The following is a 14,964-nucleotide window of genomic DNA, read 5'->3' as shown; positions in this document are numbered from 1 at the left end:
TACTTTCGCCGGCGGCCGGCCTATCCCGCCCATGAACAGAAAGCCTGAGCAGGCCTACCCGTGAACTCAACGCCGCATACGCCGCTTCTCGACAAGGTCCGCATCCCGGCCGACCTGCGCACGCTTGCCGAGAGCGAATTGCCGCAACTGGCATCCGAGCTTCGTGCCGAACTGATCGACGCGGTGTCCCACACTGGCGGCCATCTTGGCGCCGGCCTTGGCGTGGTCGAGCTGACGGTGGCGCTGCACTATGTCTTCAACACTCCGGATGACCGGCTGATCTGGGACGTCGGCCATCAGGCTTATCCGCACAAAATCCTCACCGGCCGCCGCGACCGTATCCGCACCTTGCGCCAGGAAGGGGGCCTGTCCGGCTTCACCCGCCGTGCCGAGAGCGAGTACGACCCCTTTGGCGCCGCCCACTCCTCGACATCGATATCGGCCGGCCTTGGCATGGCCGCCGCTCGCGATCTCTCCGGCGGCCGCAACAACGTCATCGCCGTTATCGGTGACGGCGCCATGTCGGCCGGCATGGCCTACGAGGCGATGAACAATGCCGGCGCGCTCGATGCCCGGCTCATCGTCATCCTCAACGACAACGACATGTCGATTGCGCCGCCGACCGGTGCGATGAGCGCCTATCTGGCGCGTCTGGCCTCGGGCAAAACCTATGTCGGCCTACGCGACTTCGGCAAGAAGCTGACCTCTTATCTCGGCAAGCGCGCCGACCGTGCGATCACCCGGGCGGTCGAGCATGCACGCGGCTACGTCACCGGCGGCACGCTGTTCGAGGAACTGGGCTTCTATCACATCGGCCCGATCGACGGTCACAATCTCGAGCATCTGATCCCGGTCCTCAAGAACGTCCGCGACAATGGCGAAGGCCCGGTGCTGATCCATGTCGTCACCCAGAAGGGCAAGGGCTACGCGCCCGCAGAAGCCGCCGCCGACAAGTATCACGGCGTCAACAAGTTCGATGTCATTACCGGTGCGCAGGCGAAGGCACCGGCCAACGCGCCGGCCTACACCAAGGTGTTCGCCGAAACCCTGGTTAGGGAAGGCCGCGAGGACGACCGCATCGTCGCCGTCACCGCCGCCATGCCGAGCGGCACCGGCCTTGACCTGTTCGGTGAAGCATTTCCGTCGCGGACCTTCGATGTCGGCATCGCCGAACAGCACGCGGTGACCTTCGCCGCCGGCCTCGCCACCGAAGGTTACAAGCCGTTCGCCGCGATCTATTCGACCTTCCTGCAGCGCGCCTACGACCAGGTCGTCCACGACGTCGCGATCCAGAAACTGCCGGTGCGCTTTCCCATCGACCGCGCCGGCTTCGTCGGCGCCGACGGCGCCACCCATTGCGGCGCCTTCGACACCACTTTTCTGGCTACCTTGCCTGGGTTCGTCGTGATGGCGGCGGCGGACGAGGCGGAACTGCGCCACATGGTGCGCACCGCGGCAAGCTATGATGACGGCCCGATCGCCTTCCGCTATCCGCGTGGCAATGGCGTCGGCGTCGACATGCCGGAGCGCGGCGCGGTGCTCGAAATCGGCAAGGGCCGCATCGTCAGGGAAGGCACCAAGGTCGCACTGCTGTCCTTCGGCACGCGGCTGCAGGATTGCCTGATCGCCGCCGAGGAGCTTGGCGCGGCCGGGCTCTCCACCACGGTCGCCGATGCTCGTTTCGCCAAGCCGCTCGACGAGGATTTGATCCGCCGGCTGGCCCGCTCGCACGAGGTTCTGGTAACGGTGGAAGAGGGCGCCGTCGGCGGCTTCGCCAGCCATGTGCTGCAGTTCCTTGCCCATGAGGGCTTGCTGGAAAGTGGCCTGAAGGTACGCCCACTGGTGCTGCCCGACGCGTTCACCGACCACGCCAAGCCGGAAAAGATGTATGCCGATGCCGGGCTGGATGCCGCCGGCATCGTGCGCACCGTGTTCGTCGCCCTCGGCCATACGGCCCGCGCCCAGCGCGCCTGAATCAAAATCTCAAGGGCTTGAATCAGTTTGCCGGCTTGATTCCTTAACACATTGTTAACGCTGCCGTTTGGCGCTTTGCTTACCGTGTCTCTTGGCCGTTTTTCAACGGCGCCCTGCTAGATCGTGATCAGGCAGGGAGACAAAAACAATGAGAACGCTTCTGTGCGGCGCGGCGCTTTCAGCGGTCATCGTCGCGCCGGTCGCCGCCGAAACGCGCTATGATCGCAGCCTTGAAAAGGCGGCCATGGGCATCATCGCCGGCAAGATGGGCGACATCCGCGGCGGCTTTTCCTACAAGCAGGTGCCGCAGCTGGTGGTCCTGCCGGACCCTGTGCCGGCGCCTGCGGCTGCGACCGAGCATCCGGGTGAGCAAGCTTCGGGAAATCGGGATGACGGTTTGTCTCCAGCCGTCGATCGCCGGGTTTCGCGAACCATCTTTTAGTGCACGCTCAAACTTAAGGCGCTCGCGCTTTAGAACCACATGTCGCGCACGCAGCGGCCATCGCGCGGCAGGTCGTCGTAAGTGTCGAGACCGTCGAAATGGTCGATCGGCAAATGGGCGACGGCCTCCGGCGGTGCAAGCCTTACATTGACGGCGATTCGAGTGCGGCCAGTGGTGCTGGAGCCCAAGCCGCGCCAGGCGAGCACGCAAGCGCAAGTGGGACAGAACAGGATCTCAAGCGAAGGCGTGTCCTTTCCGGGGCGCGTATAGCTCTTCATCGGCCCCGAGACGTGGATGCGTTCGTCGACATAATCGTAAGCCCAGAGCGCGCCATAGCGGCGGCAAAGCGTGCAACTGCACGCGGTGACCGGCCCGGGATCGCCCTCCAATGTCCAGTGGTTTGCACCGCAGTGGCAGGTTCCTGTCAGCATTTGTCCTTCCTCGCATTCGGACAGCAACGGCGCTCCTGCTTAGCATTGTGCCGGGCCGACGCGATGCTCGCAAGCGGCGCAGCGGCTTGAAGCGTTCGCATGCTTTCGAACGATGTTCCTTGTCCGGCCCCAATATCCTTGCCTTCGCGACCGGCTTTCGCCATGAAGGCCGATGAACTCGCCTTTGCCAGCCAGCCCCCGCCAGCGGCTCGACGACCTGCTCGTCCAGCGCGGCCTGTTTGCCAGCCGTTCGCGCGCCCGCGACGCGGTCGAGCGTGGCACGGTGATGGTCGACGGCGTCATAGCCCGCAAGCCCGGCCAGAACGTTTCGCCGCAATGCCTGATCGCCATCGATGATCCAGCGCAAGGCTATGTGTCGCGTGCGGCGCTGAAACTGATCGGTGGGCTCGACCATTTCGGCCTCGATCCCGCCGGCCGCGAGGCGCTCGACCTCGGCGCCTCGACCGGCGGCTTCACCCAGGTGCTGCTCGAGCGCGGCGCTGCCCATGTTACCGCCATCGATGTCGGGCATGGCCAGATGCATGCCGATATCGGCGACGATCCGCGTGTGACTGTCATCGAGGGCCTGAACGCGCGCGATCTCACGGCCGCCGATCTGGCCGGCCGAGTCCCGGATTTCATCGTTTCCGATGTCAGCTTCATTTCGCTGAAACTGGCGCTGCCGCCGGCGCTCGCCATTGCGAAGGCTGGTGCCGGCGCCATGTTTCTGGTCAAGCCGCAATTCGAAGCGGGCCGCGAAGCGATCGGCAAGGGCGGCCTGTTGAAGGATCCCTACGATGCCGCCCGGGTCGCCGGCCTGCTGCAGGATTGGTTGGACGCCGTTCCCGGCTGGCGTTCGCTGGGCCTGCATTTGTCGCCGATCGAAGGCGGCGACGGCAATCGCGAATTCCTGCTCGGTGGGATCAAGGATCGATGAGCGCGCGTTTCAGCATCAGGAAACTTGGCGCCCAGGGCGACGGCATCGCCGAGACCGAGAGCGGCGATCTGTTCATTCCCTTCACATTGCCCGGCGAGGTCGTCACCGCCGCGCGCGAAAAAGACCGCGCGATGCTGATGGCGGTGCTGGAGGCTTCGCCGCTGCGCATTGATCCCGCCTGCCGCCATTTCACCGAATGCGGCGGTTGCGCGCTCCAGCATGTCGAAGCCGCAGCCTATCGCCAATGGAAACGCGAAAAGGTGGTGCACGCCCTGAAGGGCAAGGGCATCGATTGCGACGTCGGCGAACTGGTCGCCTGCGCGCCGCACACACGCCGCCGTGTGGTGCTCGCCGCGCGGCGCACCGATACAGGCATGCTGCTCGGCTTCAATCGCCATCTGTCGCCGGAAATCATCTCGATATCGGAATGCCCGATCTCGCTGCCCGAGATCGTCAGCGCGTTTGATCGGCTGAAGGCGCTCGCCGAACTGGTATGCGCCACCACCAAATCGTTCCGGCTGGCGGTCACCGTGACAGGTTCAGGCCTCGATGTCGCGGTCTACGAGTCGGGCAAACTGGGCGAGAACCAGCGTCGGGTGGCCTCTAACTTCGTCTTGGCTCAGGGATTCGCCAGGCTGTCCATCGATGACGAGATCATCATTGAGCCAAGGAAGCCTGTGGTCATGTTCGGCAATGTCGCGGTCGCCGTGCCGCCGGGCGCCTTCCTGCAGGCGACCGATGCAGCCGAACAGACCATGGCCGATATCGTCGGCGGACATCTGAAGCGCGCCAAGAAGGTCGCCGATCTGTTCGCCGGTTGCGGTAGCTTTGCCTTGCGGCTGGCAGCGAAGTCGGAAGTCCATGCGGTCGAAGGCGACGCGGCCGCCCTTTCGGCGCTCGACCGGGGCTCACGCTTCGCGACCGGCCTGAAGCGGGTGACGGGCGAACGCCGCGACCTGTTCCGCCGACCGCTGACCTTCAAGGAATTGAATGGCTTTGACGGCCTGGTGTTCGACCCACCACGCGCCGGCGCCGAGGACCAGTCGAAGCAGATCGCGCGCTCGGAGGTTCCGTTCGTTGCCGCCGTATCCTGCAATCCGGTGACGCTGGCTCGCGACCTGCGCATCCTGCTCGACGGCGGCTTCACGTTGAAAAGCGTGACGCCGATCGATCAGTTCCTGTGGTCGCCGCATGTCGAGGCCGTGGCGCTTCTGGAGAAGCCGAAACGAAGGCGGTAGCGCTGTTCGCATTTCCCTCGGGTCACGCGCGAACCGAAAATGATCACATTTTCTTGAAGTTTCCGTGTCGGGCGGGTTTGCCGAAATCGCGCCGCGAAGCCGCCTCTTTGCGCCCGTCTATTCCGGAAGTCACTGGAGGAAGGAACCATCCTGGTCCATCACCGTTTGCTTCACTTGGTGGCCAGAAATGCGGACACTCCAGAAATTCCTCGGCTTTCTCTTCCTCTCCATTGTCGTGGCCGCTTCGGCGACGGGTGCCCTCGCGCAGGGCGAAAAACGTCTCGCTTTCGTCATCGGTAATGCGGCCTATCCGTCTGGTGCGCTGGCGACGCCCGCCAATGATGCCGGGCTGATCGCGCAGACCTTGCAGGCGGCAGGGTTCGATGTGGTCGGTGCCCGCGACGTCGACCAGGAATCGCTGCGCGGCGCGCTGCGCGATTTCCTTGGCAAGGTTTCTGCTGCCGGTCCTGACGCGGTCGTCTTCATCTATCTCGCCGGCCATGGCGTGCAGTTCGAAGGCGAGAATTACTTCTTGCCTGTCGATGCCCAGATCGCCAATCCAACCGACGTCCCGCTTCAGGGGATGCGGCTCTCCGATGTCACCAAGTCGCTGGCTGGATTGCCGACGAAGGTCAATATCGTCGTGCTCGATGCGGCGCGGCCGGATGCATTCCCGCAGACGAACCAGCCGCTGGCCGGAGGTCTCGCACTGGTCGATCCCGATCCGAACATGCTTGTTGCGTTCAACGCCGCCCCGGGTACGGTCGCGCCTGAAGGCAAGGGTCCATACGGCGCCTATGCCCAGGCGCTGGCCGAGATGATGCGCGAAGGCGGCCTGCCGCTTGAAGATGTTTTCGATCGCACGCGCCTGCGCGTCAACGAGGTGACCCAGGGCGCGGAAGTTCCGTGGAGCGCCTCAAAGATCACGGCGCCCTTCGTCTTCTTCGACCGCGCTCCGGACGCGCCGGCGCCCAGGGTCTCGGAGGCTGAGTCCCAAGCCAACCGAACCAGAGAGATCCGCGACTTCGACGCCCGCGACGCCTATGTCGCGGCCCTCGACCGCGACACGCTCGGCGGTTACGAGGATTTCGTCGGCGCCTACCCGCACGATCCAATGGCCAAGCGCGTACGTGCCATCATCGCTGCGCGGCGTGAAGCAATCACTTGGCGCGAAACCTGGCTCCGGGACACCCCGGAAGCCTACTGGTCCTACCTCGATCGCTATCCGCACGGCCCGCATGCCTGGGATGCCCGCCGCCGGCTGGAGCATTTCGATGCAGCGCTGGAGCCGCCGGAGGACTTTACCGTCTATGACTATGACGTGCCGCCGCCGCCACCGGAAGAGATCATCTATGTCGACCGGCCCGTGCTCTATTTTGACGATCCGGATTTCGACTTCGAGCCACCACCGCCTGTCGCGGTGATCTTCCTGCCGCCGCCTCCGCCGGATTTCATCGTGTTGGCGCCGCCGCGGCCGGCAGTCGATGTCTTTGTCCTGCCGGTGCCGGTTTTCGTGCCGGTGCCGGTGTGGGTCAACCCGCCGCACAACATTGCGCCGCCGCCCGATAACGTGATCTTCAACAACATCCACAACACGACCGTCATCAACAACACGACGATCAACAACGAGAACAATCAGGCAGGGCAGGGCGGCGGTGGCCTCACCACCGGCCAGAAGCTGACCGGTGCCGCGGTTGGACTGGGCGCGGCAGCGCTCGCGACCAAGGTGGCGCTGCCGCCGCTGCTGCATAAGAAGGCCGTGCTCTCTAACCAGAACCCTGCCGCTCCGGGCAAGCTCGGCCAAGGTGTGACGCAAGGCCGGCAGCCCCCCGGTTCAAAGCCGGCGTCGAAGACGCTCACAACTGATCACACCCTGCCGGGAGCGAACGGCAAGACGCTGCCACTCGTCAACGGCAAACCGCCGGTGCTCAACGGCCAGAATCTGCCCAACAACAAGAATTTGCCCAACAATAAGTCCAAGAAGCTGCTTGGCAAGCAAGGCACCTCGGGCGGCAACCAGCAGGCTACGGGAAATGCCGGCGCTGCCGTTACCGGACAGGGCAATGGCCAGCAGAACGGAGCCGGCAATGGGCAGGGCAAGAACGGCAAGTTCAGCAAGCTGCCGACCGTCAACGGTGCACCGGCCGGGCAGCGCCCGAACGTGCAGGAAAAGATCAAGAAGAACAATCCAGCTGTCTTCTCCGACCAGGGTGGCGGCAAGCCGAAGAAGCTGACGCGCAAGGATCTGTCCGCCGGCCAGGCCGTTGTCGGACCGAGTGATCAGGCTCCGGGAAACGGGAACAAGAAGTTCCGCAAGCCCCAGAACGGCGGCGGAGGCTCCGCCGGCCCGCAAGTCAACGTCCAGCGGAATTTCAAGGTCAACAAGCCGAACGAGAATCCGCAGCGCCAACTCAAGCTGCAGGAGAAGCCGAACGTCAAGGTGTTCTCCAAGCCGCCGAAGCCGGAGTTCCATGCTCAGCCCAAGCCCCAGGTTCAGGAGCGGCGTCCGCCGCAACAGCCCAATCCGCAGCCACCCCGAGGCAACAAGAAGCCTGCCTGCGGACACCCGGGCGAGCCTCCATGCAAGCAGTAGGCAGGAGTGAGGCAGGGTTTGCCCGCCGGTCGCCGGGCACCGAACCTTCAAAAAGCTGAAGCGCTCTGGTCTGGCAGGCCGCTCAGTCTACGAGCTTGGAAACATTCGTGAGGGTTTTCGACGTGCCGCCCCGTTGGTTGATCGACACCCATGTGTTTGGGTTCCGCTGGGACTGGCGTTTGAGGAAGTAATAGCCCGTCGCATTCCAAGGTCTGATCTCGTCGACCAGATTGTCGAGGACAAGATCGCCCTTGTCGGTTTTCACCGTCAGGATGGTGTGGCCTTCATTGTCCAGGTCGCGCACCACGGTCATCAGCAGCGCCTGCCGGGGGAATCCCGCCTCCAGAAGAAGCTTGCGCTTGTAGAGGGCGTAGATCTTGCAGTCGCCCTTGCCGTCCACGGGGTAATCCCAGTGGTCCACCATCGTGCCCCAGTGGTCGAAATTGCTGACCGGTTTGATGAAGCTGTTCGCCTTCTGATTTATCCGCTTGAGGATGCGCAGGTTCTGCGCGGTCAGCTTGACATTCGCGGCCGGCAGAGTGGGCACCTTGCACTCTTTTGGTCGGCGATGGCAGAAATCGACCCGACCGTAGGGGACGCTGGTGCTTGCCCCGACGGTGGCAGAGCGCAGCCCTGCCGTGGAAGATTGCGTCGATCGCGACTTGAACAAAGTTGACTGTGCCTCCGCCGGGCTGGCTTGCAGCGAGGTCGCACCAATCAACGAAACCAAGCCAAGCAGGAAAGACGAAGTCAGGACGCCGGAGACATGCCGCATTGCCGAAACACCACCGCAACAAGGAAGCTGGTGCTGCGTTCGTGCGCAAAAGGCAGCCCAGGCAGTTAGAGACTTAATAATTTCCTAACGTGGATTGTGTTCGCTTCAAGGTGCCGACAGGGATTCAGCTGGAAAGCGCCGTCTTTGGCCCTGAACCCCGACAGGATCAAGCAACGTTGCGACGCCCGATTCAGCGGAATGCCGGCGCCTGTCAGAATGACGATTTTGGGTCTGGCATGGTCGGCCGCACCAGGTGCGCTCAAACCCGCGTGCCGCCCACTGTCATCTGGTTCATCCTGAGATGCGGCTGGCCGACGCCGACCGGCACGCCCTGTCCGGCCTTGCCGCACATGCCGATGCCGGTATCGAGCTTCATGTCGTTGCCGATCATGGAAACGCGGTGCATGGCGTCCGGCCCGTTGCCGATCAGCATCGCGCCCTTGATCGGCTGCGTCACCTTGCCGTTCTCGATCATGTAGGCCTCGGTGCAGCCGAACACGAACTTGCCCGAGGTGATGTCGACCTGGCCGCCGCCGAAGGAGACGGCATAGATACCGTTCTTGACCGAGGCGATGATTTCCTCCGGCTCCATGTCACCAGCCGTCATGAAGGTGTTGGTCATGCGCGGCATCGGCTGGTGGGCATAGCCTTCGCGCCGCCCGTTGCCGGTGGCATTCATGCCCATCAGCCGGGCGTTCTGGCGATCCTGCATGTAGCCGACCAGTTTGCCGTCCTCGATCAACACGTTGCGCGCCGTCGGGGTCCCTTCATCGTCGACGGTGAGCGACCCGCGCCTCTCCGGCATGGTGCCGTCGTCGACGACTGTCACTCCCTTCGCGGCGACCTGCTGGCCCATCAGGCCGGCGAAAGCCGAGGTCTTCTTGCGGTTGAAGTCACCTTCGAGCCCATGGCCGACGGCCTCGTGCAGCATGACGCCCGGCCAGCCGCTGGACAGCACGATGTCGAAGGTGCCGGCCGGCGCCGGTATGGCCTCGAGATTGACCAGCGCTTGCCTCAGCGCCTCCTTGGCGGCGTGCTTCCAGCTGTCCTCGACAAGGAAGTCGCCGAAGGCCTTGCGTCCGCCCATGCCGTAGGAGCCGCTCTCCTGGCGGTCGCCGTCGCCGACGACGACAGAGACGTGGACACGGACCTGCGGGCGGATATCGCGCACCACCTGGCCATCGGCGCGCACGATCTCGACATGCTGCCAGGATGAGGACAGTGAGGCCGAAACCTGGCGCACGCGCGCATCCTCGGCGCGCAGCCAGGCGTCGATTTCCTGCAGCAGCTTTGCCTTGACCTCGAAGGAGGGCGAAGGGATCGGATTCTCTTCGCCATAGAGATGGTGGTTGGTGCGGGCCGGCGCTGCGGCCAGCGTGCCGGAATAGCCGCCCTTGACGGTTGAAACAGCGTCGGCGGCGCGCAGCAGCGAGGCCTCGGAAAGGTCGCTGGAATGGGCATAGCCGCTGGCTTCGCCGGCGACGGCACGCAGGCCAAACCCCTGGTCGGTGTTGAAGTTGGCCGTCTTCAGCCGACCGTTGTCGAACATCAGCGCTTCGCTCTCGCTGTATTCGAGAAACAGTTCGCCGTCGTCGGCGCCACTGATGGTCTCAGCGACGATCTGCTTGATGCGATCGTCTGAAATGTCGAATTGGCCGATCTGGCTGTTCATGGCGCGTCCGTTCACAGGAGGAATGCTTCTTTGCCACGATGTAGGCGCGAAGGCGCGCCGAGACAATCGCCCCGCCGCATTGTGAAGACAAATGCGACCGCCGACAATTCGTCGACGTTACTTTTGGCTGATGAAGTCCTTGATGTCGCTGGCCATTGAATCCCAGTTCGAGAACTGTTCCTCAAGGTTGGCCCTGGTGACGCCTCCAAGGAAGCTGACATCCATCCTGACGTTGGATTCTTCGCAAGCGCCAAGCTCTCAGGGCAGGGCGGCGAAACCGTCGGCGAAACCCTTGAGGTCGACGGGGATGCCGATGCCTTCTTCCGGGGTCTGGAAGACGATGAAGGTGGCCGACGTGCCGGTCTTCAGCGTGTCGAGCAGCGGCTTTTCGAGAATGACTTCGGCATAGCAGCCATCCTGGAAGCAGCGCACGAAATAGGCGCGGCCGATGTCCTTGCCGTCGACATTGAGGCCGAGCCCGTTGGGCAAAAGCACGCCGAGCGGCGCCAGCACGCGCAGGATCTCTGCCTTGTTGTCGGCGGTGCGCAGCACGACCACCGAGAGCCCCATCTCAGGACGGTCCTCGGCGACGACGTTCTGCATCATCACGCATTGCTCGGAGGTGGCGCCGGCCGGCGTGTCGCAGATGATCGACCACGCGCCGTGCGTCGAGCGGACGGTGCCGCTCGGCTGCGCGGCATTGGCCGTGCCGTACAGGCCCATCGCGGACAAGGCGGTGAGAAAGATGACCTTCGCCAAGGTTCTCGAAAGCCAAGAGTTCATGACGGCTCCATTGCGAATCACGGCACTTTAAGCCGCGCCAAAGCCAAGTAAAGGACGAGACCGCAACCGGTCTGCCCCGAAAAGGCCAATACGGCGCTTTTCCCTGCCAATTTCGCCCGAATTGCGACGTTGGTACGCCCGGCCCGCAGGAATGTGGCCATTGGCCGAACATATGCGATTCGGGACCGTTGCCGTTGCCTTCAAAGGCACATCCGGGCTTGCGCGCAAAAATGCCGCACGGTTTCGCCCGCTCCTTTCTTGCGGAGGGAAAAAGAGTATGGTTTGAACCACCTTGAGACAGTCGGGATTCCCGTCCCGGCATTGTTCGATATTCTCGTGGGCACAGCCGCGAGGAACTGGGAGACGATGAGGGCGATGAGAAAATTCCTAGCAGGCGCAATTGCCGCTGCCACGTTTTTCGCCGGCGCATCCGCCCATGCCGATCAGCCCAGGGACTGGGAGACCGGCTTCCAGGCGCCGGCGACCGATATGATGCGGCAGATCGAGTGGTTCGGGAACTACACGATGTGGTTCATCGTCCCGATCACCATACTGGTGCTGTGTCTGCTTGCTTATTGTATCCTCAAATTCCGCGCGAGCGTGAACCCGGTTCCCTCCAAGACCAGCCACAACACGCTGATCGAGGTGATCTGGACCGTCGGCCCGGTCGTCATCCTGCTCTGCATCGCCATTCCTTCGTTCCAGCTGCTGACCGCGCAATACACGCCGCCGGAAGACGCAAAGCTGACCGTCAAGGCGACCGGCAACCAGTGGAACTGGGACTACGAATACCAGACCGAGAACACGATTTCCTTCAACTCCGCGATCCTGCAGGAAGCCGACCGGGCAGCTGCCGGCAAGGAAGATCGCAAGATCTATCCGCGCCTGCTCGCCGTCGACAACGAGATGGTTGTGCCGGTCAACACCATGACCCGCGTCCTGGTCACCGCAACGGACGTGATCCACTCCTTCGCCATGCCCTCGTTCGGCATCAAGATGGACGCGGTTCCCGGCCGCACCAACGAGACCTGGTTCAAGGCCGACAAGGAAGGCCTCTACTACGGCCAGTGCTCGCAGCTCTGCGGCAAGGATCACGCTTTCATGCCAATCGCCATCCGCGTCGTCTCCGACGCGCAATTCAAAAGCTGGCTGGCGGAAGCCAAGACCAACCTGCCGGGCGCCAACAAGGCGCTGATGGCTGAGGTCGACGGCCAGAACAAGGTAGCGGCTGCCGGCAACTGATGCCGCGGCCAATAAAAGATCAGGGAACGGAGCGGAACATGGCAGACGCTGCAGCTCACGACGACCACGACCACAAGCCGTATCACGGCTGGGTCCGGTGGGTGTATTCCACCAACCACAAGGACATCGGCACGCTCTATCTGATCTTTGCGATCTTCGCCGGCATTGTCGGCGGTGCCTTGTCGGTTGCCATCCGCATGGAGCTGCAGGAGCCGGGGATCCAGATTTTCAGCGGCCTCGCGCAGATGGTCTACGGCATGAACGGCGATGCCGCGATCGACGGCGGCAAGAGCATGTACAACGCCTTTGCCACCGCGCACGCGCTGATCATGATCTTCTTCATGGTCATGCCGGCCCTGATCGGCGGTTTTGCCAACTGGATGGTGCCGATCATGATCGGTGCGCCTGACATGGCCTTCCCGCGCATGAACAACATCTCGTTCTGGCTGCTGCCGCCGGCCTTCCTGCTTTTGATCGCCTCGGCCTTCATGCCGAGCGCGCCTGGCGCCTATGGCGTCGGTGGCGGCTGGACGCTTTATCCGCCGCTGTCGACTTCGGGCCAGCCCGGGCCGGCGATGGATCTGGCGATCCTGTCGATCCACATTGCCGGTGCCTCGTCGATCCTTGGCGCCATCAATTTCATCACCACCATCTTCAACATGCGCGCGCCCGGCATGACGATGCACAAGATGCCGCTGTTCGCCTGGTCGGTGCTGGTCACCGCCTTCCTGCTGCTGTTGTCGCTTCCGGTGCTTGCCGGCGGCATCACCATGCTTCTGACGGACCGCAACTTCGGTACGACGTTCTTCGCGCCCGACGGCGGCGGCGATCCGATCCTGTTCCAGCACCTGTTCTGGTTCTTCGGTCACCCTGAAGTCTACATCCTGATCCTGCCGGGCTTCGGCATCATCAGCCATATTGTCTCGACCTTCTCGAAGAAGCCGGTGTTCGGCTATCTCGGCATGGCCTACGCGATGGTCGCCATCGGCGCGGTCGGCTTCATCGTCTGGGCCCACCACATGTACACGACCGGCCTGTCGCTCGACACGCAGCGCTATTTCGTCTTCGCCACGATGGTCATCGCGGTGCCGACGGGCGTGAAGATCTTCTCCTGGATCGCCACGATGTGGGGCGGATCGATTTCGCTGAAGCCGCCGATGCTGTGGGCCCTGGGCTTCATCTTCCTGTTCACGATTGGCGGCGTCACCGGCGTCCAGCTGGCCAATGCCGGTCTCGACCGTTCGCTGCACGACACCTATTTCGTGATCGCGCACTTCCACTACGTGCTGTCGCTGGGCGCGGTCTTCGCCATCTTCGCCGGCTGGTACTACTGGTTCCCGAAGATGACCGGCTACATGTATTCCTTCGCCATCGCCAACACCCATTTCTGGGTCACCTTCGTCGGCGTCAACCTGATCTTCTTCCCGCAGCATTTCCTCGGCCTGGCCGGCATGCCGCGCCGCACGATCGACTATCCCGACGCGTTTGCCGGCTGGAACATGGTGTCGTCCTACGGCTCGTATATTTCGGCCGTCGGTGTGGCGATCTTCCTCTACGGCGTGTTCGAGGCTTTCCAGAAGAAGCGGGTCGCCGGTGCCAATCCGTGGGGCGAAGGCGCCACGACACTGGAATGGCAGCTGCCTTCGCCGCCGCCCTTCCACCAGTGGGAGCAGCTGCCGAAGATCAAGTAAGGCGGCAGCCTCCATGGAATCGAAACCGCCGGCCTGCCGGCGGTTTTGGCCAAACGGAACGATGGACTTGAGTACGCATGGCCCTAGTCGACGAAACCAGCATTGACGAAGCGGGCTTCCGCATGTCGGAAGCGACGGCGGGCGATTTTTTCGCCCTGCTGAAGCCGCGCGTCATGTCGCTGGTGGTGTTTACCGCCTTCGTCGGATTGGTCGCGGCGCCTGTGACCATCAATCCGTTACTGGCGGTGATCGCCATCCTGTCGATCGCCATCGGCGCCGGGGCGTCCGGCGCGCTTAACATGTGGTACGATGCCGACATCGACGCGGTGATGACGCGCACCGCCTCTCGTCCGGTGCCGGCTGGCCGCATCCGGCCGGGTGAAGCGCTGAGTTTCGGGCTGGTGCTGTCGGTTCTGTCGGTGATGACGCTGGGCGTGCTGGTCAACTGGCTGTCGGCGACGCTTTTGGCCTTCACCATCTTCTTCTATGCCGTCGTCTATACGATGTGGCTCAAGCGCTGGACGCCGCAGAACATCGTCATCGGCGGCGCCGCCGGTGCCATTCCGCCTGTTATCGGCTGGGCCGCGGTGACCGGAAGCGTCAGCCTGGAAAGCTTTGTCCTGTTCCTGATCATCTTCCTGTGGACGCCGCCGCATTTCTGGGCGCTGGCGCTGTTCAAGTCCGAGGACTATGCCCGCGCCGGCATTCCGATGATGCCGAACGTCGCCGGCCAGGCTTCGACCCGCCGCCAGATCTTTGTCTATGCGCTGCTGCTGGCGCCGGTCGGCGTGCTGCCATGGATCCTGGGCTACACCACGCCGGTCTATGGCGTGGCCGCCGTGCTGCTTGGGTTGGGTTTCGTCTGGTACGCGTGGAAAGTGCTCGGCATGACCGACGACGACCGCGTGATGAAGCCGGCCAAGGCCTTGTTTGCCTATTCGCTGCTCTATCTCTTCGCCATCTTCGCTGCCTATCTCGCCGACAGCGTCGTCGAGCGCGCGCTTGCCATGGGTGGAGCATGACCATGATCGAAGAAAAACTTGAGCTGGTCACGCTGACCGAGCGGCAGAGGAAAGCCAGACGCAATCGTTCTGTCGCCATCGGCCTGGCGTTGGCGGTGCTGGTGATCATTTTCTATATCGCGACGATCGTGAAATTCGGTCATCACCCCGGCTCGATGTGAGAA

Annotated in this window: 13 protein-coding genes; 9 read left to right on the top strand and 4 right to left on the bottom strand. The window is 63.2% G+C overall.

Annotated elements, in window-relative coordinates; genetic code table 11:
• The first annotated feature begins 60 nt into the window (after positions 1-60).
• Entirely contained in the window at positions 61-1,974 is a 1,914-nt protein-coding gene (gene dxs / locus AC1DZU_RS08705; RefSeq protein ID WP_477283676.1) for a 1-deoxy-D-xylulose-5-phosphate synthase, read from the top strand.
• A gap of 148 nt (positions 1,975-2,122) precedes the next feature.
• The gene (locus tag AC1DZU_RS08700) at positions 2,123-2,416 is read left to right on the top strand and encodes a hypothetical protein (protein WP_477283674.1); all 294 of its coding nucleotides are present in this window, start codon (positions 2,123-2,125) and stop codon (positions 2,414-2,416) included.
• A gap of 29 nt (positions 2,417-2,445) precedes the next feature.
• Here AC1DZU_RS08700 and AC1DZU_RS08695 read toward each other — a convergent pair whose 3' ends face one another.
• Complete coding sequence (locus AC1DZU_RS08695; protein ID WP_477283672.1) at positions 2,446-2,847, bottom strand: GFA family protein; 402 nt, start codon at positions 2,845-2,847, stop codon at positions 2,446-2,448.
• Positions 2,848-3,019: 172 nt separating this feature from the next.
• On the opposite strand from AC1DZU_RS08695, the gene AC1DZU_RS08690 reads away from it, so the two are divergent.
• The 3 genes from AC1DZU_RS08690 to AC1DZU_RS08680 all read left to right on the top strand — a co-directional run bounded on the left by AC1DZU_RS08690 (position 3,020) and on the right by AC1DZU_RS08680 (position 7,615).
• Complete coding sequence (locus AC1DZU_RS08690; protein WP_477283670.1) at positions 3,020-3,784, top strand: TlyA family RNA methyltransferase; 765 nt, start codon at positions 3,020-3,022, stop codon at positions 3,782-3,784.
• The gene (locus AC1DZU_RS08685) at positions 3,781-5,022 is read left to right on the top strand and encodes a class I SAM-dependent RNA methyltransferase (RefSeq protein WP_477283668.1); all 1,242 of its coding nucleotides are present in this window, start codon (positions 3,781-3,783) and stop codon (positions 5,020-5,022) included. The genes AC1DZU_RS08690 and AC1DZU_RS08685 overlap by 4 nt, the downstream gene beginning before the upstream one ends.
• 187 nt (positions 5,023-5,209) lie before the next feature.
• A complete protein-coding gene (locus tag AC1DZU_RS08680; protein WP_477283666.1) occupies positions 5,210-7,615 on the top strand; it encodes a caspase family protein in 2,406 nt (801 codons plus the stop codon).
• An 82-nt stretch (positions 7,616-7,697) separates the two neighbouring features.
• On the opposite strand, the gene AC1DZU_RS08675 is transcribed toward AC1DZU_RS08680, so the two are convergent.
• From AC1DZU_RS08675 to AC1DZU_RS08665, 3 genes are all read right to left on the bottom strand, one after another.
• A complete protein-coding gene (locus tag AC1DZU_RS08675; protein WP_477283664.1) occupies positions 7,698-8,390 on the bottom strand; it encodes a transglutaminase-like cysteine peptidase in 693 nt (230 codons plus the stop codon).
• A 259-nt stretch (positions 8,391-8,649) separates the two neighbouring features.
• Positions 8,650-10,062, bottom strand: a complete 1,413-nt coding sequence (gene tldD, locus AC1DZU_RS08670) for a metalloprotease TldD (RefSeq protein WP_477283662.1) — start codon at positions 10,060-10,062, stop codon at positions 8,650-8,652.
• A 258-nt stretch (positions 10,063-10,320) separates the two neighbouring features.
• The gene (locus AC1DZU_RS08665; protein ID WP_477283660.1) at positions 10,321-10,845 is read right to left on the bottom strand and encodes an invasion associated locus B family protein; all 525 of its coding nucleotides are present in this window, start codon (positions 10,843-10,845) and stop codon (positions 10,321-10,323) included.
• Between the two features lie 366 nt (positions 10,846-11,211).
• Between AC1DZU_RS08665 and coxB the strand changes: the two genes are divergently transcribed.
• From coxB to AC1DZU_RS08645, 4 genes are all read left to right on the top strand, one after another.
• Positions 11,212-12,087 carry a cytochrome c oxidase subunit II gene (coxB, locus tag AC1DZU_RS08660; protein WP_477283658.1) on the top strand — a complete coding sequence of 292 codons (876 nt, stop codon included), beginning with the start codon at positions 11,212-11,214 and terminating at the stop codon, positions 12,085-12,087.
• A 38-nt stretch (positions 12,088-12,125) separates the two neighbouring features.
• Positions 12,126-13,778 (top strand): cytochrome c oxidase subunit I, encoded by a 1,653-nt coding sequence (ctaD, locus tag AC1DZU_RS08655; RefSeq protein ID WP_184871401.1) that lies wholly within the window; start codon positions 12,126-12,128, stop codon positions 13,776-13,778.
• Positions 13,779-13,855: 77 nt separating this feature from the next.
• Positions 13,856-14,800: a heme o synthase gene (locus AC1DZU_RS08650; protein ID WP_477283656.1), complete on the top strand. Its 945-nt coding sequence runs from the start codon at positions 13,856-13,858 to the stop codon at positions 14,798-14,800.
• Between the two features lie 2 nt (positions 14,801-14,802).
• Entirely contained in the window at positions 14,803-14,961 is a 159-nt protein-coding gene (locus AC1DZU_RS08645; protein WP_095091991.1) for a hypothetical protein, read from the top strand.
• Positions 14,962-14,964 lie beyond the last annotated feature (3 nt).

Source organism: Mesorhizobium sp. P2_A12 (genome assembly GCF_056405075.1).
This window is presented reverse-complemented; position numbering and strand designations above follow the sequence as displayed.

Bases quoted from the DNA above. Each gene is read 5' to 3' on its own strand.
- AC1DZU_RS08685 (WP_477283668.1), top strand. From the start codon at position 3,781: ATGAGCGCGCGTTTCAGCATCAGGAAACTTGGCGCCCAGGGCGACGGC.
- AC1DZU_RS08665 (WP_477283660.1), bottom strand. From the start codon at position 10,845: ATGAACTCTTGGCTTTCGAGAACCTTGGCGAAGGTCATCTTTCTCACC.
- AC1DZU_RS08690 (WP_477283670.1), top strand. From the start codon at position 3,020: ATGAACTCGCCTTTGCCAGCCAGCCCCCGCCAGCGGCTCGACGACCTG.
- AC1DZU_RS08695 (WP_477283672.1), bottom strand. From the start codon at position 2,847: ATGCTGACAGGAACCTGCCACTGCGGTGCAAACCACTGGACATTGGAG.
- ctaD (WP_184871401.1), top strand. From the start codon at position 12,126: ATGGCAGACGCTGCAGCTCACGACGACCACGACCACAAGCCGTATCAC.
- AC1DZU_RS08680 (WP_477283666.1), top strand. From the start codon at position 5,210: ATGCGGACACTCCAGAAATTCCTCGGCTTTCTCTTCCTCTCCATTGTC.
- AC1DZU_RS08700 (WP_477283674.1), top strand. From the start codon at position 2,123: ATGAGAACGCTTCTGTGCGGCGCGGCGCTTTCAGCGGTCATCGTCGCG.
- AC1DZU_RS08645 (WP_095091991.1), top strand. From the start codon at position 14,803: ATGATCGAAGAAAAACTTGAGCTGGTCACGCTGACCGAGCGGCAGAGG.
- AC1DZU_RS08650 (WP_477283656.1), top strand. From the start codon at position 13,856: ATGGCCCTAGTCGACGAAACCAGCATTGACGAAGCGGGCTTCCGCATG.
- AC1DZU_RS08675 (WP_477283664.1), bottom strand. From the start codon at position 8,390: ATGCGGCATGTCTCCGGCGTCCTGACTTCGTCTTTCCTGCTTGGCTTG.
- coxB (WP_477283658.1), top strand. From the start codon at position 11,212: ATGAGGGCGATGAGAAAATTCCTAGCAGGCGCAATTGCCGCTGCCACG.
- tldD (WP_477283662.1), bottom strand. From the start codon at position 10,062: ATGAACAGCCAGATCGGCCAATTCGACATTTCAGACGATCGCATCAAG.